Raw genomic sequence first — 21,369 nt, forward strand, 5'->3', positions numbered from 1 at the left:
CAAACGGTTTCCCCTTGTTTGAATGGAAAGAGGTCGTCTGAAAACCGGATTCCGGGTTTTCAGACGACCTCTTTGTTTACGGTATGTGGCGATATTGCGTTGTATGGCTTGAAATGGAGAAGTAGAAAAATATAATTTAAAACAATATATTATCCTGTTTTTCTAGAATTGTTGTATGCAATCGCGTATAATTTTGCGATTAATTTGTTTAACGGTCGTATCAGACGCAGGCCGTCTGAAACCGGATACAGGAGCCCAATTACCATGATGACCTTATATTCAGGCATTACCTGCCCGTTCAGCCAACGCTGCCGTTTCGTGTTGTACGAAAAAGGCATGGATTTTGAAATCAAAGATGTCGATATTTTCAACAAACCCGAAGACCTTGCCGTCATGAATCCGTACAATCAAGTACCTGTTTTGGTTGAACGCGACCTCATCTTGCACGAGTCCAACATCATCAACGAGTATATCGACGAACGTTTCCCGCATCCGCAACTGATGCCCGGCGATCCCGTGATGCGCGGACGCGGGCGTTTGGTATTGTTCCGCATGGAAAAAGAATTGTTCAACTTCGTCCATGTTTTGGAAAACCCCAACGCGACCAACAAAGAACAGGCCAAAGCGCGCGAAGCCATCGGTAACGGGCTGACAATGCTGGCTCCTGCTTTTGCGAAGAGCAAATACATCCTCGGCGAAGATTTTTCTATGATTGACGTAGCGCTGTCTCCCTTGTTGTGGCGGCTTGATCATTACGACATCAAACTCGGCAAATCCGCCGCACCTTTGTTGAAATACGCCGAGCGCATTTTCCAACGCGAGGCTTTCATCGAAGCGCTGACGCCCGCCGAGAAAGCCATGCGCCGATAAGCTTCCGAAAGGAGATACCATGACGACTTCGACCAAACCCTATCTGCTTCGTGCCTTATATGAATGGTGTACGGACAATGGCCAAACGCCGCATCTGGTCGTTTGGGTTAACGAACATACCCGCGTACCTATGCAATATGTCCGCGACAATGAAATCGTACTGAATATCGGCCCGACCGCCAGCCATAATCTGAATATCGATAACGATTGGATCAGCTTTTCCGCCCGTTTCGGCGGGGTGGCGCACGATATTTGGATTCCCGTCGGCCATGTTATCAGTATCTTCTCCCGAGAAAGCGGGGAGGGGATGGGGTTCGAAGTCGAGCCTTACGAAGCAGATGCTTCCGGTAATGAGGCGCAGCAGGAGCCGGCGGCAGATAAGCCGAGTGACGGCGAGCCTGCCAAGTCGGGCAAGGTATTGAAGTTCGTCAAATAAAACGAAAGGTCGTCTGAAAGTAGATTTCAGACGACCTTTTTACTGATACGCATGATCTTTCAGGTTGGGTTCTTTGGGGAGGATTACGTTATCCGTTTGCCCAAGATGACCACATCCGCTGTTTCCAAATCGCACACTGCGGGCAATCTGCCCCATTCTTGAAAACCGAACGAGTGAAAAAGATGCAGGCTGGGGTGGTTGTGTCCGAAAATCACGGCCAAAACGTTTTTAATACCCAAGGAGGGTGCACGCTCCAGCATATTGCGCAGCAGGATTTTACCGACGCCGACCCCGCGCATATTGTGTCGGACATAAATACTGATTTCCGCGCTGATATGATACGCGTGGCGCGGATAATAATCGCTGAAGCTGCCCCATGCCAGCAATTCGCCGCTATGGTTTTTCAAGACATAAAGCGGGCGTTTGCCGGAATGTGCTTCAAACCAAGGCTTGCGGGTTTCGATGCTGACGGGCGATAAATCGGCGGTGGATTGGCGCGCTTCAATCGTACTGTTGTAGATTTCGACAATGTCGGGCAGGTCTTCTGTTTTCGCCAGAGTAATCGTGTATTCCATTTTCAGACGACCTGCCGACTATTGGATGAGTTTGGAAATGGTTTTAAAGGCAGGATGTTTCGCATCACCCATCAGGTTGAATAATAGACTCTCAACGTTGGATACGGCAGCTCCGGCAGTAAGCATCTGCTGCAAGGCATTGTCTTTGTTAAGCGGGTTTCTGGAGGTGGTACATTCGTAAGGAATGTGGACGCGGATATTGTGCTTGAGCAAGTCCAAGGTCGTCTGAAGCATACAGATGTGCGCTTCCGCACCGATTAAGATGATGTTTTCGATTTGTTTCTCTTTCAGAATGGCCATGACTTCGGGTGATGCGGCAGAAAAACGGGTTTTTTCGAATATCGGCGTATTGTGCAAAAGCAGGGATATGGCGGGAACCGTTTTACCCAAACCCTTCGGATATTGTTCCGTTGCTGCAAACGGTATGTTTAGAGCCGACAAGCCTTGCAGCAGGATGCGGCAATGTTCGACCATTTGTTCACTGCCGTGCAATGCGGGCAGCAGGCGTTCTTGAATATCGACAATCAGGCAAAGCGTATTTTCCGTGTTCATTTGGATTTCCTTTCAGACGACTTTGGGAAGAGGTTGTTTGTGTATATGCTGCATCAAAACGGTAAAAGTACTTAAAGTCTGTTTATTTTAAGAAAAACAAGTGGGAAAGGTAAGACGGTCGGTCAAACTGTTCTGTATTATACAAAGGCTCTTATAAGAAGAGCCAATTAAAACAACTTACATATCACACGGAGGTAATACTATGGGATGGATCGTTACGATTATTATCGGTTTCATCGTTGGTGCTTTGGCAAAATTCCTGCATCCGGGTAAGGAAAATTTCGGATTCATTATGACGACTCTGTTGGGTATTGGCGGGTCTGCGTTGGCAGGATTTGTGGGGCAAAAATTAGGTTGGTATCACGTGGGTGAACCTGCCGGATGGATTGCCTCAACCATTTTTGCCGTAATCATTTTGGCGGTTTATACACGGTTTTTGAAAAACCGCTAATCTGATATAGATGATTAAAGCAGGCCGGAATATCGGTCTGTATTTAGGATTGAAATGGAAAAGCCCATGTTGTTATTTCCCGTACAAGCGGGAACGGCAGCTTGGGCTTTTGGGTTTGAACTTTGTATATTTGAAAGAAAAATAGGGGTATAGATAATGGAACAATATAAAAAGTAAAAGACCTGCATATTTTATGCAGGTCTTTTATTTTGGGGTGGCTGATGGGGCTCGAACCCACGACAACTGGAATCACAATCCAGGGCTCTACCAACTGAGCTACAGCCACCGTAAAACTAAAATTTTGGCACGCCCGACAGGAATCGAACCTGTAACCCCCGACTTAGAAGGTCGGTGCTCTATCCGGTTGAGCTACGGGCGCTCATGCCGATTCGTGCTAAAGCATTATTGGTCGGGGCGGTGGGATTCGAACTCACGACCCTCTGCTCCCAAAGCAGATGCGCTAACCGGGCTGCGCTACGCCCCGACTTGAAGAATGAAACTATACACATAGGTTTGTAAAAGGTCAACTGTATTTTTAAGTTTGTTTTTATTTCTTGTCCTATCTTTTTATTTTTCATTAAGATTTATTTTTATGGGTATGCCAGGAAATGGAATGGGAATAGGGGTTTGAATGTGCAGGAATGTGGTTTTACGGGATGTGTCAAACCGGTTTAAAAATGCGATAATTGCCGATATTGTTTCATTTTGATTGGGAAGGAAGGTTTATGGCTGCACAATTAATCAACGGTAAAGAGGTGTCGTTCAAAAGACTGGCAAAAGTTGCCGAAGCGGTGGTAAAGCGTCAGGAAGATGGTTTGCGCGAACCTTGTTTGGCGGTCATTTTGGTGGGTAATGATCCTGCCAGTGCGGTATATGTCCGCAATAAAAAGCTGGCTTGCGAAAAATGCGGTATCCGTTCTTTGTCTTATGAGCTGCCCGAATCGACTTCCCAAGAAGAGTTGTTGGATTTGGTCGGGCGATTAAATGAAGATGATGCTGTGGACGGTATTTTGGTGCAGCTTCCGTTGCCGGCACATATCGACAGTCAGGCCGTTCTGGAAAATATTGTTCCACATAAGGATGTGGACGGCTTCCATCCTTACAATATAGGACGGCTGGTAGTGAAAATGCCGCTGATGCGGCCATGTACGCCCAAAGGCGTAATGACGCTTTTGGAAGAATACGGGGTCGATCCAAAAGGGAAAAAGGCGGTTGTTGTCGGCGCTTCAAATATTGTAGGCAGACCCCAGGCTTTGGAACTATTGTTGGCACGCGCGACGGTAACGGTATGCCACAGCGCGACGCAGAATCTTGCTGATGAAGTGGCTGCGGCGGATATTTTGGTCGTCGGCGTGGGTATCCCGAATTTTGTTAAAGGCAGTTGGATTAAGCCCGGTGCGGTTGTGATTGATGTCGGTATCAACCGTTTGGAAGATGGCAGTTTGTGCGGTGATGTGGAGATTGATGTGGCAAAAGAACGGGCCGGCATGATTACCCCTGTTCCCGGCGGCGTCGGCCCGATGACGATTGCGACGCTTTTGGAAAATACCTTGCACGCGGCTACACTGCATGACTGAATGATATAAATTGTTATAGAAAAGCCGAGCCGGAATACCCGGGAGGGATACGGTGTCCCGCGTGTTCCGGCTTGGCTTTTTGATGTCGTGGTAAAGGTCGTCTGAAATCAGTCGGTACATGATTGCCCCTTACGATTTCAGACGACCTTTTTTTATTTTTTCAACAGGTGCAGCAGATATTGACCGTATTGGTTTTTTGCCATCGGGCGGGCGAGTTCTTCCAAACGCTCGTCTGAAAGCCAGCCGTTACGCCAAGCGATTTCTTCGAGGCAGGCAACTTGCAGGTCTTGGATGTTTTGCACGGTTTGGACGAATGAAGCGGCTTCGTGCAGGCTTTCGTGCGTACCGGTGTCCAACCATGCAAAGCCGCGTCCCAAAAGCTGGACGGACAATGAACCATCGTCAAGATACATTTGGTTGAGTGTGCTGATTTCGAGTTCGCCGCGTGCGGAGGGTTTGACTTGTTTGGCAAATTCTACGACGCGGTTGTCGTAGAAATATAAGCCTGTTACCGCCCAGTCGGATTTGGGCTGCTTCGGTTTTTCTTCGATGGATAAGGCGTTGAAGTTTTCGTCAAATTCAACGACGCCGAAACGTTCAGGGTCTTTGACTTGGTAGCCGAACACGGTGGCACCGTGTTGTTTGGAGGCAGCTTGTTTCAGGGTTTGGGTGAACGATTGGCCGTAGAAAATATTGTCGCCCAAAACCAAACAGACGTTGTCGTTGCCGATAAATTCTTCGCCGATGATGAATGCTTGTGCCAAGCCGTCAGGGCTGGGCTGCTCGGCATAGCTGATGGAGATGCCGAAATCGCTGCCGTCACCCAGCAGTCGTCTGAAAGAGGGATTGTCTTCGGGGGTGGTGATGACCAAGATTTCACGTATTCCTGCCAGCATCAATACGGACAGGGGATAGTAAATCATGGGTTTGTCGTACACGGGCAGAAGCTGCTTGGACACACCGCGCGTGATGGGGTAGAGGCGTGTGCCGCTGCCGCCGGCAAGGATGATGCCTTTCATGGGTTTTCTCCTGAGTAGTGTGTGTTTGCGTGATTTTCAGACGGCCTTCGGTCTTAAAGAGGCTTGCCGTTTCTCATGCCGAAGAAGCTTTTGATATCGAAGTAAATGGAACGGATGTCACCAGCTTCATTTTGAACGTCAATACGGTCATAGACGCTGTCATTTTTCTTTAACAGAGCTTGTCCGACTACACGATATTCAGGCATGTGTTCTTCAATCCAGGAGTATTCGGCGGCAATGCCACGCATAGTATCATTTTCAATGATGACAATTGCCCTTTCGATAGAGCTACCATCGGCTTTTATTGTCTTCTGAACTGTCGTTTGTGCAACATGATGTCGTGTTTCTTTGGCTGAAATTGGCGTAGAAACAAACAAGACGGAGGTCAAAGTTGCTAATAAGAAAATGCGGAATGGAGAGTACATGGATATTCCTTTGTATGATGAAGTCTGATGTTTTCAATAGAAGGATTGCATAGTTTACAACTTACCTAAACGTTCCAAACGGTAGTTGCCGTTCAATACGTTTTGCCACCAGGTTTTGTTGTCCAAATACCATTGCACTGTTTTGCGGATACCGGATTCAAACGTTTCCTGCGGTTTCCAGCCCAGTTCCCTGCCGATTTTGGCGGCGTCGATGGCATAGCGTACGTCATGACCAGGGCGGTCTTGCACGAAGGTAATCAAATCTTCGTACCGTGCTACGCCGGCAGGTTTTTCAGGAACGAGTTCTTCCAGCAGGGCGCAGATGGTTTTGACCACTTCGATATTGGCTTTTTCATTGTGTCCGCCAATGTTGTAGGTTTCGCCGACGACGCCTTCGGTAACAACCTGATACAGCGCGCGGGCGTGGTCTTCGACAAACAGCCAGTCGCGGATTTGCATCCCGTCGCCGTACACAGGCAGCGGTTTGCCGTCGAGCGCGTTCAGAATCATTAACGGGATGAGTTTTTCGGGGAAATGGTACGGACCGTAGTTGTTCGAGCAGTTGGTTACGATGGTCGGCAGACCGTAGGTGCGCAGCCATGCACGCACAAGATGGTCGCTGGACGCTTTGGAGGCAGAGTAGGGGCTGGACGGGGCGTAGGGCGTGGTTTCGGTAAACAAATCGTCCGTGCCGTGTAAGTCGCCATAGACTTCATCGGTGGAAATATGGTGGAAACGGAACGCCGCCTGTTTTTCAGACGACATTTGCTGCCAATAGGTACGCGCCGCTTCCAGCAGGTTGAATGTGCCGACGATGTTGGTTTGTATGAATTCGCCGGCGGAATCGATAGAGCGGTCAACATGACTCTCCGCAGCCAAGTGCATCACAGCATCAGGCTGGTGTTGTGCAAACACGCGGCCAAGTTCGGCACGATCGCAAATGTCCACTTGCTCAAAAGCGTAGCGCGGGCTGTCGGCTACGTCGGTCAGTGATTCGAGATTGCCTGCGTAGGTCAGTTTGTCAAGGTTGACGACGGAATCTTGGGTATTTTTGATGATATGGCGGACGACTGCCGAGCCGATAAAGCCCGCGCCGCCGGTAACGAGGATTTTTTTCATGGGATGGGTCTAAGATACAGTACAGCCTTGAATTATAACTGTATATATATTTTTTGTATCTTGAGTATCAATTAATATCACGGCATTATTTTGATATTTCGGTAGATCATCTCATTTAACTCTAAGAATATCATGAAGATATTTTCTATGATTATTTTGGCGTACCTTAAACGTTTTACTATAATTTAATTTCAGCAGCATGAATCCCAACAGTCCAGCCATCTTAAATCCGTAATTAAGTCTTCCCCTTAAAAGACAATCGAATTTTGTATCGTGCCTGAATGAAAATTTGTATAAAATGCTATTGGCAATATTGAAAAAGAAATTATTAAAATAAATTTTGTTTGTCAAAACCCTTTTATTAACCTACTACAATAAAATCATTATGAAACACACACCTATACCTTATGAACGTCAGGAAATCATCCGGCGTGAACGTGAGTTGGCTAAATATGCCAATACTATGGATAGTTTGTTTTGCATTCCTTTTACCAAGCAGGGCATCGGCGTTGATGCCATATTGTCGCTGATTCCTTTTGTCGGGGATATTGCCGGGCTTTTTTGACGATGAAGGCTTTTCGTATGGGGCGGGAGTTGGGCGTGCCGGAACATAAAATGCGTCCTGCCGTATATCTTGCTTTTGCCGATATGGTGCTTGGCATGATTCCTGTTGTCGGTACGCTTATTGATATTTTCTTGCAACCGAGCCGCCGTACTTTGAAGGTCATCAATGAACATGTGCGCAGCGAGTATGGCATCGACTATGACTTGCATTTGGAGCGTCCGTTTATGCACGCGGCTTTGGAGAAGAAGCAACAAAAATCAGACTTTTGGCGCAAACCTGTTGCTGCTTGGTTGTATCTGCATCTGCCTGATTTTTTCGGTTTGATTGTGCTGGTGTTGATGGGTTGGATAACGGTTGCCGTAAGTAAATGGGCATGGAGCGGTATGGCTTATCTGTTCCACGCTGTTGCCGGTTGGTTTTGAATGCTTGTGATTTGAATGGAGATATATAGCAGGTTAAGTTTAAATCAAGATTGCGTTGCAATGTCCCAGTATAGAGAGAATGGCTCTCTAAGTATGAGCGTACCAAGTAGACTGGTTTCGTACTGCCTATACTATCCGCGATTTTGCCCTAATTTAAACTTAACCTGCTATATCTAAAACATACGTTTAGGTCTTGCTTCCTAAACATGCAGCCAACGGCAAAGCACCGACTTAATTGATATCCAAACGTTCCATACGGTAGCGCATGGAGCGGAAGCTGATACCCAAAAGCTTGGCTGCCTGAGTGCGGTTGTAACGGGTTTGCTGCAACGCTTGTTCGATAATGCCGCGCTCGATTTGGTCAAGGTAGTCTTGAATCTGCATGGTGCGCGGGTCAAACGGCGGAAGCGGCTGATGATCCAAAGTTTCGCCTTTTTGTGTTTCGGAATCGGCGATGTCGTCGAGATCGAGGTTTGGATGGTCGTTTCTCGGCGTCGGCGTATTTTGGATTTGTAGGTCATCCAGTTGGATGACTTGTCCGACAGTCAGGGCGACGGCGCGTTCGAGGATGTTTTCAAGTTCGCGGAAGTTGCCGGGATAGCTGTAATGCAGCAGGGCTTCTTGCGCTTTGGGGCTGAGTTTGTAGGTTTGCGTACCGTGGCGGTGTTTGTAGAGCAGGTACAGAATCAGCGCGCCCAAGTCTTCACGCATTTCGCGCAGGGGCGGCATGTGCAGGGTAACGACGTTGAGGCGGTAATATAAGTCTTGGCGGAACGCGCCGCTGTCAACGAGGGCTTCGAGGTTTTTATGGGTGGCGCAGATGATACGGACATCGACGAAAGTTTCGCGGGCATCACCGATGCGGCGCACGGCTTTTTCTTGGATTGCGCGCAGGAGTTTGACTTGCATGGCAAGCGGCAAGTCGGCAACTTCGTCGAGGAACAATGTGCCGCCGTCGGCGTGTTGGAAGAAGCCGAGACGGTCTTGGTCGGCGCCGGTAAAGCTGCCTTTTTTGTAGCCGAAGAATTCGCTTTCCATCAGGTTTTCAGGAATCGCGCCGCAGTTGACCGCGATAAAGGGCTTGTCGGCGCGATCGGACAATTCGTGGATGGTACGCGCAGCCTGTTCTTTACCGGTACCCGATTCGCCGGAAATATAAACGGGCACGCCGCTGCGGGCGAGGCGGCGGATCAGATGGCGGACTTCGACCATTTGGGGCGAACTGCCGAGCAGCCGCGGCATATCTTCTTCGCCACCCAATTCGGGCACGTCTTCGTTCGCACGCATGGCGATTTCGCCGGTGGCAAAGCGTTCTTTCATGGAACGCAGACCTTCAGGAACGGTAACGGAGCCGCTCAAATCGCGCTTGGGCGGTTTGGGGGGCGTTTTCGGTTTGTTGAATGCGGCGGCGACGGGCGCAGATGGTTTTTCTATCGGCGGCTGGGCAATCTCGTCCGTGCTATTGGAAACGGAAACGGCGGATTTAACCAGCGAGCGCAGTTGTGAAAGGGTAATCGGTTTTTGCAGGTAGTCGAACGCGCCCGCATTAAGGGCTTCGACCGCCTGGTCGGCATTACCGAAAGCAGTAATGACGGCGACGGGCGTGTCGAGCATGAGTTCGTCTATGTATTGGACGACTTCGAGACCGGAGCCGTCGGGCATCCGCATATCGGTCAAGACGAGGGAATAGTCGTTGTTGTCGAGCTTGTCTTTGGCATCTTCTACGCCGACGGCGGTCTGCACGCGCAGCCCCATCTTCATCAGTGTCATTTCCATCAAGTCGCGGATGTCTGCCTCGTCATCGACGACCAATACTGGGTCTTGCAGCTTACTCATTGTGTTCTCTCGGTAAAATCAGTTCGAATCCGTTCATTTCGGGGTGGTAATGGAGTTGACCCATATTGGCGTGCGCCAGTTCGCGGGCAACGTACAATCCCAATCCCGTACCTTGTTTTTCAGTGGTGTAGAACGGTTCGAAGAGATGGTTGCGGACTTCAGGCGAAATGCCTTTGCCGTTATCGGCAACGACGATGGAAATGTGCATCCTGCCGCTGGGGCGGATCAGGACGGTAATCGCATTCTCGTCCTGACGGCTGTGCCGCCAAGCGTTATTGCAGAGGTTCCACATGATTTGCTGGATGTGCATCACATCAGCGAGGACGGTAAGGTTGTTGCCGTCCATGTTCATACGCAGGCAGCCGATGGCTTCGGAATTGTTGAGCGTGAACTCTTGTTTGAAGTCGAGCCAGAATTTCATCAAGTTGATCGGCTCGCGGCTGATGTTGTCGCGTTTGTTGAGCAGGGAGATGTCTTCCAACATTTTGTCGATGCGCTGGATGTTGCTGTCGATGATGTCGCAAAGCTTGGCTTTAACGGGATCGGGTTCGGCATCGTCATCACTTTCTTGCAGCAAGTCGCTGGCGTGACGGATGGCGGACATCGGATTGCGGATTTCGTGGGCGAGGTTGGCGGTAAGCTGTCCGAGCGAGGTGAGCTTGGTGGACATGGCTTCTGCCGCCACTTCGCGCAACGAACGGACATACAGCATCAGCAGTTCCGTCTGTTCCTGAATCAGAGGGACGGCACGGACGTGCATGGCGTGTTGGAAGATGTGGATATCAGTTTCAAACGGTTTGTCGGGATGATATTGCCAGCGTGTCACCAATTCGCCGAACACGACTTCTTGCTGGTCAACCACCAAGCCGGGGAAATAGGTTTTTGCCTGTTTGTTGAATAGCCAAACGCGCTGGGTGCTGTCGATGACGATAACGGCTTCCTGCACGCGGTTGAGAACGAGGCGGTTCAATCCGCTGATGCGGCGGTAGGCAAGCTGATGGCGGCTGGCGGATTCGGTTGCCTGCTCCAAATAACGGGCGGCGAACGAAGTCAGCATGGCAACTAGATAACACGCGCCGCTAAGCAGGACCGTAGTAATCAGAGGCTGTGTATCCCAATCAAACGGATGTAGGCGGATGCTGCCGTCGAGCAACAGGTTGAAGAAAAACAGCATGGACGCGTAACCTGCGTACAGCATGGGGTAATGCCCGTAGCTGAGGAGACAGGACGTCGCAACGAAAGGAAGGACAAGGATGCCGAAGCCCGAATCGACTCCGCCGGCGATATACACCAGTATCATCATCATCGAAATATCGACGACTGCGCTGGCATTCGGCAGCTCCATAGTCTGCCATTGCCAGTCCGGACGAGCGACGGACAACAAGATAAGGAAGGAGTACAGCGCTGCCCAACTGTAAAATTCGACGGGCGGGAATGACATGCCGACGTGGGCACCATTGCTGTAAACGCCGAAAGCATGCATGACCAACAGCGGCAGCACGATGGCAATGCGGGCGATATTGATTAAACCGGGTATCCGCTCACTCAGGTTTCCCAGTTCCTGAAAGCCGGATTTACTCATATCCGCAACCCTTTTTGTTTATTTTTATCATTATTAGTACCTGTTTTTAAAATCGTTCTGCGATATTTCTGCAGACGGTCGTAAATATTTTTTTAATTTTGTCAGCATAACATAAAACGACCGTGTTTTCTAGGTTTTCAATGTGTTACCGCGCCTTTTGTTGTTTATGCGGAGGCAGCGGACAAGGTTTTCAGACGACCTGATACGTCCAAAACCTTCCCTTTTTTGCCGCGCTTGCCGTCGATGTCGCAAATGCGCAATTTTTCCTGATGCGCCGCACCGCGCTTACCGACGGTTTCGACGATGAATTCCGCAGCCGTGGTCACGAGGACGTGTTCCAAAGACGCGCCGTCGGTCAGCGACATCAACTGCAAACCGCGCCCTTTAGGCATGACTTTGAGTTCGCCGATGGAGAACGCCAAGAGACGGTGGTCGCTGCTTGCCAGTACGATTTTGCAGTCGGGATTGATGAGCGAGGAGGCATAGACGGCAACGGGCGACAGGACGGTTTCGCCGCTGTCTACGGTCATCACCACTTTGCCCGCTTTCACACGCCCGACCATATCGCCCAGTTTGGCGATGAAGCCGTAGCCGCCGCTGCCTGAGAGCAGGTAGTGCTGCTCGGGCTGGCCGGTGAGCATGGCGACGGGTTTTGCGCCGTTTTGCAGCTCGATTAATGATGAAACTGGCACGCCGTCGCCACGTCCGCCGGGGATTTCGGCGGCATCAAGCGTGTAGGTTCTGCCCAATGAATCAAGGATGACAACGGGTAAAACGGTGCGGCCTTCAAGGGTTTGTTTGAGGCGGTCGCCTTCTTTGAACGCGGTTTGGCTTAAATCGAGATTATGTCCGGCACGGCTGCGTATCCAGCCTTTTTCCGACAGAATCAGCGTAATGGGTTCGTCGGCGGTGGTTTGTGTCAACACGGCGCGTCCGGCCTCCTCCACCAGCGTCCGGCGCGCGTCGCCGAACTGCTTCATGTCCGCCTGCATCTCTTTGATAATCAGCTTGCGTTTTTCGTTTTCGTCGCCCAAAAGGATATTCAGACGACCTTGTTCTTCGCGCAATTCATTCAATTCTTTTTCAAGTTTGAAACCTTCCAAACGCGCCAACTGGCGCAGGCGGATTTCCAAAATGTCTTCGGCTTGGATTTCGGTCAGCCCGAATGCCGCCATCAGGTCGGCTTTCGGGTCATCTGATTCGCGGATGACTTTAATCACTTCGTCGATGTGCAGAAAGACTTTCAGACGACCCTCAAGGATGTGCAGCCGTTTTTCCACTTGGTTCAAACGGAATTTCAGACGACGTGTGACGGTCACGACGCGGAAATCCAGCCATTCCTGCAAAATTGTTTTCAGGTTTTTCTGCGCGGGGCGGTTGTCCAGCCCCATCATCACCAAGTTCATGGACACATTGCCTTCCAGCGAAGTCTGTGCCATCAGCGTGTTGATGAAGGTATCCGTATCGATGCGGCTGGATTTCGGTTCAAACACAAGGCGCACGGGATGTTCGCCGTCGGACTCGTCGCGCACGCGGTCGATTAAATCCAGCATCAGCTTTTTGGTATTAAGCTGGTCTTGGTTCAGCTGCTTTTTACCCGCTTTCGGTTTCGGGTTGGTCTGCTCTTCGATTTCGGCAAGGATTTTGGCGGAATTGGCGTTCGGCGGCAGCTCGGTCACAATCACGCGCCATTGCCCGCGCGCCAGCTTCTCGATTTCGTAACGCGCACGCACGCGCACGCTGCCCTTGCCGGTTTCGTAAATCCGGCGCAATTCGTCCGCCGGCGTGATAATTTGACCGCCGCCGGCAAAGTCGGGAGCGGGGATGTACTGCATCAGGTCGGCGGTTTCCAGTGTCGGCTTTTTCAACAGCGCAATCGCCGCCTGCGTCACTTCGTTCAAATTGTGCGACGGAATTTCGGTCGCCATGCCCACCGCGATGCCTGACGCACCGTTGAGCAACACCATAGGCAGGCGGGCGGGCAGGTGCAGCGGTTCGTCAAACGCGCCGTCGTAGTTCGGCACGAAATCCACCGTCCCCTGATTGATTTCGGACAACAGCAATTCCGCAATCGGCGTCAGCCGTGCTTCGGTGTAACGCATCGCCGCTGCCCCGTCGCCGTCGCGCGAACCGAAGTTGCCGATGCCGTCGATTAAGGGGTAGCGCAAGGTAAAATCCTGCGCCATGCGTACCATCGCTTCATAGGCGGAACTGTCGCCGTGTGGGTGGTATTTACCCAAAATCTCACCGACCACGCGTGCCGATTTCACCGGCTTCGCCCCCGCCGCCAAACCCATATCGCGCATGGCAAACAAAATGCGCCGCTGCACGGGCTTTTGACCGTCTGAAACTTCAGGCAGCGCGCGGCCTTTGACCACGCTCATGGCGTATTCGAGATAGGCGCGTTCGGCGTACTGACCTAATAGCAGATAGTCTTCGCCGACGGGAGAGGGGACGGAAACGTGTTGGCTCATAAGGAAGCTGGAAATAAAGGTAAAGGGCGATATTGTAAAATAAAAATGGGGTTTCTGTTAGAGAAGGACAGTTCGTACTGAGTTTTGATTGGGTATCGGCGGGAAGTTTATAGAATTTTAGACATTAAGGGTCGTCTGAAAATTTTCAGACGACCCTTAATGTACAGTAGTAGTCAGTATTTCAGTACGGGTCAAACCGGTTTGTTAGCTTCGTGTCCGTATGTTTGGATGTAAATGCTTTGTTGGATTGGAGAAAGTATTTTCAGATGACATAGAAGGTCGTCTGAAAAGCTTTGGTTTGTTGTAAAAAGTAGGTGTCGGTATTCTATAAACCTGCATAGTTTCGAACATGCAACAGTTATTCGTACACAATGCCTGCAATTATCTCATGTTCGTTTAGTCCGCCGTATTGTTGTTCCCAATCGTGTGAGGCTTCGAGTGTATCGCATTCTTGGGCAACGGATAATTGGATACCGTCCATTTTGTCGGAGGCCATTCCGCTAAGGCGGTCGCACATCTCGGCAGAGAGATTTTGTTCGGAAGATTGATGGGCTTCTGAATAACTGAAAGGAAATGCCAAAAATCCTAAAACGAAGGCAGCAACGGCGAGCCATGCATTTTTACGGTAACGGTTCATTATATCCTCCAATCAAATAAAACTAAGATTTTTCTTACTTGCTTGTGTCAAACAGTCTTTGCTTCATGAAAATCTGATTACAATCATCGTAATGCGAGCCATGTTTTTACCTGATTATGGCTGAAGAAGGTTTGGTTTGTTTGAAGCGTTGGAAGAATCATACTAAGCAAAAACAAAAAATGCAATACTTTTTCTTAATTCAACTAATATTTTTCTTACATTTTTAATAAAACTAAGGTAAAATAAACTCAAGTGCTTCATTGTAGGAGGCGCATTTCAGCTTGAGGATTGATATGGATACATTTAAAGACAGATTGGTGTTTTTGTGGAAAGACGAGGCGCGTCAAGCCAAAATTGCCGCAGACATTGATATGACTATTGCGGGATTTAGTAGGATTTGGAACGAAGGTGGATTGCCGAAATCGGAAACTCTAAAAAAAATCAAACAACTGAAAGGTTGCAGTATTGACTGGCTGTTGACTGGGGAGGGGAGTCCGTTCCCTAATGCGCAAGTTCCGTCTTCTACTGCAGTTGCTTATGATACATTGGGCAATCCGGTTGATATCGACGAGTTTGTCTTCGTTCCTCGTTATGATATTCAGGCTGCCGCCGGACATGGGCGGTTAGTAGGTGATGAAAAACCTGTTTTTACCATGGCATTCCGTCGGTATTGGGTAGAAAATTATGTTACCCGTGATACTAAAAACCTTTCCGTTATTTCTGTAAAGGGGGATTCTATGGAAGGGGTTTTGAATGATGGAGATACTATTTTAATCAATCATGCTGAGACTGCGCCGAAGGATGGACTGTACGTTTTGAGACTTAATGAGAATTTGTTGGTAAAACGATTACAGCTGGTGCCCGGCGGGGTGGTGAATGTGATTTCCGCCAATGAGGCTTATCCGACTTTTGAAATTGATTTGAATAATTTGACGGACGATGTTGCCATTATCGGACGTGTCGAGTGGTTCGGACGAAATATTTGAATAGTTTTAGTCCTTGTATTTTCAGACGACTTGTTAAGTAGTAGCCTATGGTGTTTTTCTCTATTGATAAATATAGAAGTGGACTCCATCTCTCGTGGAGAAGTCCGTGAAACTGCAACTCTTGATGCCGGTCAATCTGAGAGCAGACTTGCTTTAGGTTAAGGTTTGCAGGACAATATCGAAAATATTCATATAAAAGGAAACACATCATGTCAGACGAAAGTCCAATTATTTTCACTGATAGCTGCTGTACCAAGGTTGCCGATTTGATTGCAGAAGAAAACAATCCCGATTTGAAACTGCGCGTGTTTGTTAATGGCGGAGGTTGTTCGGGATTTCAGTATGGTTTTACTTTTGACGAAATCAAAAATGATGACGATTTTGAAATTCAAAAAAACGGCCTGACTTTCTTAGTAGATCCGATGAGCTACCAATATTTGGTTGGTGCGGAAATTGATTACACCGAAAGTTTGCAAGGATCGCAATTTGTTATTCGTAATCCGAATGCGGAAACGACTTGCGGTTGCGGATCATCCTTCTCAGTTTGAGTAGCATAGAGATAAAAAAAGGCCGTTTGTTTATACAAACGGCCTTTCGTTTGTAATTGCTTTTCAATAAAAATCATCTATCTTATAATCTATAATTCCCTTTGGGAATATTTACTCATGTACTATTATGTTGTCTGTTACTTGATTTGCATCTGGTTTTGTGCCGATAAGGATGTTTATCTAAAGAGATAACTATCAGATATTTGAGTAATTTAATAAATTTCGGGAGTAGTGTCTAAGTCAGATGATAAGTTGACGGATCGCTGCCGTGTATTATGGTATAGGAAAATCAAGCCGGTTTCCGTGAGTGGGATTAAAAGTTCGGTTTGTTCTAGGATAACAATGAAAAACTCTGACAAACTTTACGATGTTTATGTTTCTTATCCGCCAGATGTCGATCATGAGCGTATCAATGCATGCCTATATGATAACTTGCCGGAAAAAGAAGCAGAAGATTTGGTTCAGGCACTTTCTGAACGTCCGCAAGCGATTATTGCCGAGAATTGTACACAGGACGAGCGCGAGAATGCGCAGCAGTATTTCAACTACTTGGGACTTGATGTTATTGTGCGTCAATCCATGGAGTTGCAGGTAAGTGAGGACGAAGATGAAAACGAGGAAGTCTCTTTAAAGCAATGTCCCGTTTGTATGACGATTACTGAGGATGTGGCAGCGGATGAATGTGCCGTCTGCCATTTCCATTTTGCCAGTGCAACCGAACAAATTATCCAACGCAAACGCATAGAATGGCAGGAAAAGGTTGCGTTCGAACATAAAAAACAAGCTGAAATCGCTCACAAATTGCAACTTGAAAAAGAGCGGGAAGAGAAGTTGATGCGGAAAGAAATCCGTGCCGAACTTGAAAGCAAATTGAGGCAGGAGTTGGGACAGGATCCTAGACTGGAGGCTCTTACTTCCAAGCGCAACATGATTGTTCTAGTTTCTGTTTTGGGTGTGTTGGCTATGTTCGGCTTGGTGGCGGCGGGATATTTGGCAGCCAAATACCTTTGATGAATGCTTTTAAATTTGAATATATCGTAGGCCGGATTTCATTTTGAAATCCGGTTTTTATTATTGGGATGTCCTGCTATGAAGAGTTATAGTGGATTAACTTTAAACCAGTACGGCGTTGCCTCGCCTTGCCGTACTATCTGTACTGTCTGCGGCTTCGTCGCCTTGTCCTGATTTAAATTTAATCCACTATATATTGATTTTATGAGGATGCTGTATCGTGTCTATTGAAACGGACTGTCCAATGTACCATAATCCGATTGTTCCATTCCTATTAAAACAATAAAGGTCAAAATCATGTGCCAACTGCTCGGCATGAACTGTAATACCCCAACGGACATCATGTTTTCCTTCGAAGGCTTCCGCCGCCGCGGCGGCATTACCGACCATCATGCAGATGGATTCGGTATCGGTTTCTTTGAAGGAAAGGGTGTACGCTTGTTCCACGATGACAAGCCCAGCGCCGATTCTCCGGTTGCCGACCTGGTTCGCGCCTATCAAATTAAATCTGAAAACGTCATTGCCCACATCCGTAAAGCCTCGCAAGGGCAGACCTCTTTGGCCAATACCCATCCTTTTATGCGTGAAATGTGGGGCGAATATTGGCTCTTCGCGCATAACGGGCATTTGATTGATTTTTATCCGGAACAAGGCGAGTATTACCATGCTGTCGGTACGACCGACTCCGAACGCTCATTTTGTTATATTCTCAACCGGCTTCGCAGCCGCTTTGCTGAGAAACCTGATTCCGATACTTTGTTTGATGCCGTTGCCGCGCTAACTCACGAAATTCGCCGCTTCGGATTGTTCAATTTTGTGATGTCCAACGGCGACTGCCTGTTTGCCCATGCCAGTACGCTGCTGCACTATATCGTGCGTAAAGCTCCTTTCGGCAAGGCACGGCTTTTGGACGATGACGTGATGATTGATTTTTCCGCAGTTACCACCCCGAATGACAAAGTCTCAGTTATCGCCACACTGCCCTTGACCCGAGACGAAACTTGGTCGCAATTAGCTGTTGATGAATTAGTTATGTTTCGAGACGGTGATATTGTCCGCAGCGACCGCCCTGAAAGCCCTGTTTACATGAGCGCGGAAGAGGGGTTGGCAATTGCCCGCGCAGTCGGCGTGTCCGTATAAATATGAAAGGTCGTCTGAAAAATGTTCAGACGACCTTTTTTATGTCGCTTTTATCAATAATTGGTCGAGCAGAACTGCTCACGCTTGTCTGCATCGGCGGCATAACACGTCAAGCCCATTCCCGCCGCGTTGCTGTTGTTCGCCTTCGCTCCCGGTTTTTTGTTCACCAAAACCTTGCCGTTTTTCCCAATCTCCACGGTTACGCCTTTACCGTTTTTCAGCTTCCATTTCAATACCTGCGCATCGGCATTCTGACACTTGTTGATCGAACAGCCGCCTTCAGCCGCGACATTACCATTTTTATAAATCACGCATTGCTGCTGACTGTCGGTACAGGCCGCATAGGCAGCAACGGAAAAACAGGAAATCAGCGCGGCAAACAAAACAGGTTTCATGGTTTGGACTCCTTGGATGGTGATGATGGGTTTGTAATATTTGGAACTATACGCCTGTTTGTATGTGTCTACTACAAAATGTGTTTGCGCCATTTGAATAGTGGTAGGTAATGCCGCGCTTCACGTCAGACGGAAGTGCGGAAATCCTGTAAGTTTAATTCTATTTACTGTCGGGAATTAAGTTTCAGACGACCTCTTTTTATTGAAACGGCAGCCTTGTTTTCTGTTCTGTTAGAAAGAGAAGGAGCCATTTTCTAAATGCCGGATATTTCTGTTTTGGTGATTTCAGTGGTAAGAAAAGTCGTCTGAAAATCCCTTTTTCAGACGACCTTTAATATGAGTCTCAAAAAGCCAAACTTACCGTTTCAACTTCGCAAACGCATCCGCCATCGCCGAATTGGTCGGGGCACGCTCGTTGCGTTGGGGTTTGCGGTCGCGGCGTTCGGAATGTTTGCCTTCAGACGACCTGTTGCTTTTGCTTGCGCCGCGAGCCTCGTCATCCAGCCGCATGGTCAGCGCGATGCGTTTGCGTGCGGCATCGACTTCCAGCACTTTCACTTTCACCACGTCGCCGGCTTTCACCACTTCGCGCGGGTCTTGGACGAACTTGTTGGACAGTGCGGAGATGTGTACCAAGCCGTCCTGATGGACGCCGATGTCCACGAACGCGCCGAAGTTGGCGACGTTGGAAACCACGCCTTCGAGTATCATGCCGACTTGCAAGTCGCTGATTTCGTGGATGCCTTCGGCAAATGAGGCCGTCTGAAACTCGCCGCGCGGGTCGCGGCCTGGTTTTTCCAGCTCGGACAGGATGTCCAGAATGGTCGGCAGGCCGAAGCGTTCGTCGGTGAAGTCGGACGCTTTGATTTGCTTCACGCGCTCGCGGTTGCCGATGAGTTCGGCGGCGGTAATGCCTTGTTGAGCCAGCATTTTGGCGACGACGGGATAGGCCTCGGGGTGGACGGCACTCGCGTCCAGCGGCTCTTTGCCTCCGTTAATCCGCAAAAAGCCTGCCGCCTGCTCGAAGGTTTTTTCGCCCAAACGCGGTACTTTCAGCAATTTTTTGCGGCTGTCGAACGCGCCGTTTTCATCGCGGTAGGCAACGATGTTTTGGGCAAGGGTCTGATTCAAACCGGAAATCCGCGCCAAGAGAGGGGCGGAAGCGGTGTTCACGTCCACGCCGACGGCGTTCACGCAGTCTTCGACCACCGCGTCCAGCGATTTGGCGAGCTGGCTTTGGTTCACGTCGTGCTGATACTGGCCCACGCCGATGGATTTGGGGTCGATTTTGACCAACTCGGCAAGCGGGTCTTGCAGCCTGCGGGCGATGGATACCGCGCCGCGCAGGGAAACGTCCAAGTCGGGGAACTCGCGCGCCGCCAGTTCGGACGCGGAATAAATCGACGCGCCGGCTTCGGAAACGACGATTTTGTGCAGGCTGCTTTCGGGCATTCCGCGCACCAGTTCGCCCGCGATTTTGTCGGTTTCGCGGCTGGCGGTGCCGTTACCGATGGCGATGAGCTTCACGCCGTGTTGTTTAATCAGGCGCGACAGCGTTGCCAACATATTGTTTTCTTGATGCAAATAGACGATGACCGTATCCAGCAGCTTGCCCGTGTCGTCCACCACGGCGCATTTCACGCCGTTGCGGTAGCCGGGGTCGAGACCCAAAGTGGTCAGCCGTCCGGCGGGCGCGGCGAGCAGCAAGTCTTTGAGATTGCGGGCGAACACGGTAATGGCGTCGGTGTCGGCGGCTTCTTTCAGACGGCCTAAGGCTTCGAGTTCCAGCGACAAAAAGATTTTTGCGCGCCAAGTCAGGCGCACGGTGTCGCGCAGCCATTTGTGGTCGTCTGAAACCTTGAAGCGGCGAGCGATGAGTTGCTCGTATTCGCTTTGCTGCGTAATCGGCGTGTCGTCGGGCTGGTATTTGAGCGCGATGTTCAACACGCCTTCGTTGCGGCCGCGCAAAACCGCCAGCGCGCGGTGGCTGGGCATGGCGCGGATAGGTTCGCGGTGGTCGAAATAATCGCTGAATTTTTCGCCTTCGGTTTCTTTGCCTTCAACGACTTGCGCGTGGATTTCGGCTTCGTTCCACAACTTGTCGCGCAGCGTGCCGATGAGTTCCGCGTCTTCGGCAAACTGCTCCATCAGAATCGCGCGCGCGCCGTCCAATGCGGTTTGGGCGTCGGGAATGTTTTCGTTCAGGTAGCATTGCGCGGCGGCTTCCACGTCCTGCGGCTGCTCGGCAAGCAGCGCGTCCGCCAGCGGCTGCAAACCGTGTTCGCGCGCGATTTGTGCTTTGGTGCGGCGTTTGGGCTTGTAGGGCAGATACAGGTCTTCCAGCGCGGTTTTGTTGTCGGCGGCTTCGATTTGCGCCCTGAGGTCGTCTGAAAGCTTGCCTTGCTCTTCAATGCTTTTTAAAACAACGGCTTTACGCTCTTCCAACTCGCGCAGATATTGCAGCCGCTCGGCAAGCTGACGCAGCTGCGTATCGTCCAACCCGCCTGTAGCTTCTTTACGGTAACGCGCGATAAACGGCACAGTCGCGCCGTCGTCCAAAAGAGAAACGGCTGCGGTGATTTGCGCGGCGGTGGCGGAGAGTTCTTGAGAAAGGATTTGGGTGATGTTCATGGGGAAAGGTCGTCTGAAAAAGTGATTATTATATCAATGGCAGAGGAGGGCGGAGGCGAAGATTGTGTTTTGAATATGAAGCTTAGTCCTGAACCTTCTGAAAACAAAACGTCGTCTG

The 21,369-nt window shown here is 49.6% G+C and carries 19 protein-coding genes, 3 tRNA genes and 1 pseudogene; 9 read left to right on the forward strand and 14 right to left on the reverse strand.

What is annotated here, in order from left to right:
• The first annotated feature begins 264 nt into the window (after positions 1 to 264).
• Together DBY90_RS04190 and DBY90_RS04195 are read left to right on the forward strand one after the other, a co-directional pair.
• Positions 265 to 870 (forward strand): glutathione S-transferase N-terminal domain-containing protein, encoded by a 606-nt coding sequence (locus DBY90_RS04190; RefSeq protein WP_016686519.1) that lies wholly within the window; start codon positions 265 to 267, stop codon positions 868 to 870.
• 19 nt (positions 871 to 889) lie between these two features.
• Positions 890 to 1,306, forward strand: a complete 417-nt coding sequence (locus DBY90_RS04195) for a ClpXP protease specificity-enhancing factor (protein WP_107986577.1) — start codon at positions 890 to 892, stop codon at positions 1,304 to 1,306.
• Positions 1,307 to 1,389: 83 nt separating this feature from the next.
• Here DBY90_RS04195 and DBY90_RS04200 read toward each other — a convergent pair whose 3' ends face one another.
• Together DBY90_RS04200 and DBY90_RS04205 are read right to left on the reverse strand one after the other, a co-directional pair.
• The gene (locus DBY90_RS04200) at positions 1,390 to 1,881 is read right to left on the reverse strand and encodes a GNAT family N-acetyltransferase (protein ID WP_070493383.1); all 492 of its coding nucleotides are present in this window, start codon (positions 1,879 to 1,881) and stop codon (positions 1,390 to 1,392) included.
• A gap of 18 nt (positions 1,882 to 1,899) precedes the next feature.
• On the reverse strand, positions 1,900 to 2,433 hold the full coding sequence (locus DBY90_RS04205; RefSeq protein ID WP_003743714.1) for an isochorismatase family protein: 534 nt from the start codon (positions 2,431 to 2,433) through the stop codon (positions 1,900 to 1,902).
• 202 nt (positions 2,434 to 2,635) lie between these two features.
• On the opposite strand from DBY90_RS04205, the gene DBY90_RS04210 reads away from it, so the two are divergent.
• Positions 2,636 to 2,884: a GlsB/YeaQ/YmgE family stress response membrane protein gene (locus DBY90_RS04210; RefSeq protein ID WP_003743713.1), complete on the forward strand. Its 249-nt coding sequence runs from the start codon at positions 2,636 to 2,638 to the stop codon at positions 2,882 to 2,884.
• 210 nt (positions 2,885 to 3,094) lie between these two features.
• Here the strand turns inward: DBY90_RS04210 and DBY90_RS04215 are convergent.
• From DBY90_RS04215 to DBY90_RS04225, 3 genes are all read right to left on the reverse strand, one after another.
• Positions 3,095 to 3,170 (reverse strand) — tRNA-His (locus DBY90_RS04215).
• Positions 3,171 to 3,186: 16 nt separating this feature from the next.
• Positions 3,187 to 3,263 (reverse strand) — tRNA-Arg (locus tag DBY90_RS04220).
• Between the two features lie 27 nt (positions 3,264 to 3,290).
• Positions 3,291 to 3,368: transfer RNA gene (locus DBY90_RS04225), tRNA-Pro, on the reverse strand.
• A 241-nt stretch (positions 3,369 to 3,609) separates the two neighbouring features.
• On the opposite strand from DBY90_RS04225, the gene folD reads away from it, so the two are divergent.
• Positions 3,610 to 4,461: a bifunctional methylenetetrahydrofolate dehydrogenase/methenyltetrahydrofolate cyclohydrolase FolD gene (folD, locus tag DBY90_RS04230; RefSeq protein ID WP_070493387.1), complete on the forward strand. Its 852-nt coding sequence runs from the start codon at positions 3,610 to 3,612 to the stop codon at positions 4,459 to 4,461.
• A gap of 152 nt (positions 4,462 to 4,613) precedes the next feature.
• Here folD and rfbA read toward each other — a convergent pair whose 3' ends face one another.
• From rfbA to rfbB, 3 genes are read right to left on the reverse strand one after another with little or no spacing between them, the layout of a single operon-like run.
• Positions 4,614 to 5,480 (reverse strand): glucose-1-phosphate thymidylyltransferase RfbA, encoded by an 867-nt coding sequence (rfbA, locus tag DBY90_RS04235; RefSeq protein WP_003743708.1) that lies wholly within the window; start codon positions 5,478 to 5,480, stop codon positions 4,614 to 4,616.
• Between the two features lie 53 nt (positions 5,481 to 5,533).
• Complete coding sequence (locus tag DBY90_RS04240) at positions 5,534 to 5,905, reverse strand: hypothetical protein (protein WP_003743707.1); 372 nt, start codon at positions 5,903 to 5,905, stop codon at positions 5,534 to 5,536.
• A gap of 54 nt (positions 5,906 to 5,959) precedes the next feature.
• A complete protein-coding gene (rfbB, locus tag DBY90_RS04245) occupies positions 5,960 to 7,024 on the reverse strand; it encodes a dTDP-glucose 4,6-dehydratase (protein ID WP_070493391.1) in 1,065 nt (354 codons plus the stop codon).
• Positions 7,025 to 7,487: 463 nt separating this feature from the next.
• Between rfbB and DBY90_RS04250 the strand changes: the two are divergent.
• Positions 7,488 to 8,011, forward strand: a pseudogene (locus tag DBY90_RS04250) (DUF4112 domain-containing protein).
• A gap of 231 nt (positions 8,012 to 8,242) precedes the next feature.
• On the opposite strand, the gene DBY90_RS04255 reads toward DBY90_RS04250, so the two are convergent.
• The 4 genes from DBY90_RS04255 to DBY90_RS04270 all read right to left on the reverse strand — a co-directional run bounded on the left by DBY90_RS04255 (position 8,243) and on the right by DBY90_RS04270 (position 14,540).
• Positions 8,243 to 9,847, reverse strand: coding sequence for a sigma-54-dependent transcriptional regulator (locus tag DBY90_RS04255; protein ID WP_003743698.1), 1,605 nt, complete (start codon positions 9,845 to 9,847; stop codon positions 8,243 to 8,245).
• Positions 9,840 to 11,429 carry a sensor histidine kinase gene (locus DBY90_RS04260; RefSeq protein ID WP_107986579.1) on the reverse strand — a complete coding sequence of 530 codons (1,590 nt, stop codon included), beginning with the start codon at positions 11,427 to 11,429 and terminating at the stop codon, positions 9,840 to 9,842. Before DBY90_RS04260 ends, DBY90_RS04255 begins: the two co-directional genes overlap by 8 nt.
• A gap of 164 nt (positions 11,430 to 11,593) precedes the next feature.
• Entirely contained in the window at positions 11,594 to 13,903 is a 2,310-nt protein-coding gene (gene parC, locus DBY90_RS04265; protein WP_070493397.1) for a DNA topoisomerase IV subunit A, read from the reverse strand.
• A 358-nt stretch (positions 13,904 to 14,261) separates the two neighbouring features.
• Positions 14,262 to 14,540 carry a hypothetical protein gene (locus DBY90_RS04270; RefSeq protein ID WP_003743692.1) on the reverse strand — a complete coding sequence of 93 codons (279 nt, stop codon included), beginning with the start codon at positions 14,538 to 14,540 and terminating at the stop codon, positions 14,262 to 14,264.
• A gap of 293 nt (positions 14,541 to 14,833) precedes the next feature.
• Here DBY90_RS04270 and DBY90_RS04275 point away from each other — a divergent pair, with 293 nt between their 5' ends.
• From DBY90_RS04275 to DBY90_RS04290, 4 genes are all read left to right on the forward strand, one after another.
• Positions 14,834 to 15,526: a S24 family peptidase gene (locus DBY90_RS04275; protein WP_003743691.1), complete on the forward strand. Its 693-nt coding sequence runs from the start codon at positions 14,834 to 14,836 to the stop codon at positions 15,524 to 15,526.
• A gap of 209 nt (positions 15,527 to 15,735) precedes the next feature.
• Positions 15,736 to 16,074, forward strand: coding sequence for an iron-sulfur cluster insertion protein ErpA (gene erpA, locus DBY90_RS04280; RefSeq protein ID WP_003680162.1), 339 nt, complete (start codon positions 15,736 to 15,738; stop codon positions 16,072 to 16,074).
• A 342-nt stretch (positions 16,075 to 16,416) separates the two neighbouring features.
• Complete coding sequence (locus DBY90_RS04285; RefSeq protein ID WP_003743689.1) at positions 16,417 to 17,085, forward strand: hypothetical protein; 669 nt, start codon at positions 16,417 to 16,419, stop codon at positions 17,083 to 17,085.
• Positions 17,086 to 17,382: 297 nt separating this feature from the next.
• The gene (locus DBY90_RS04290) at positions 17,383 to 18,225 is read left to right on the forward strand and encodes a class II glutamine amidotransferase (protein ID WP_039856155.1); all 843 of its coding nucleotides are present in this window, start codon (positions 17,383 to 17,385) and stop codon (positions 18,223 to 18,225) included.
• A gap of 53 nt (positions 18,226 to 18,278) precedes the next feature.
• Here DBY90_RS04290 and DBY90_RS04295 read toward each other — a convergent pair whose 3' ends face one another.
• Positions 18,279 to 18,620 (reverse strand): hypothetical protein, encoded by a 342-nt coding sequence (locus DBY90_RS04295; protein ID WP_039856154.1) that lies wholly within the window; start codon positions 18,618 to 18,620, stop codon positions 18,279 to 18,281.
• A gap of 357 nt (positions 18,621 to 18,977) precedes the next feature.
• Entirely contained in the window at positions 18,978 to 21,251 is a 2,274-nt protein-coding gene (locus DBY90_RS04300; protein ID WP_070493401.1) for a Tex family protein, read from the reverse strand.
• Positions 21,252 to 21,369 lie beyond the last annotated feature (118 nt).

The sequence above is a fragment of the Neisseria mucosa genome, from assembly GCF_003044445.1.
Lineage (GTDB): Bacteria > Pseudomonadota > Gammaproteobacteria > Burkholderiales > Neisseriaceae > Neisseria > Neisseria mucosa_A.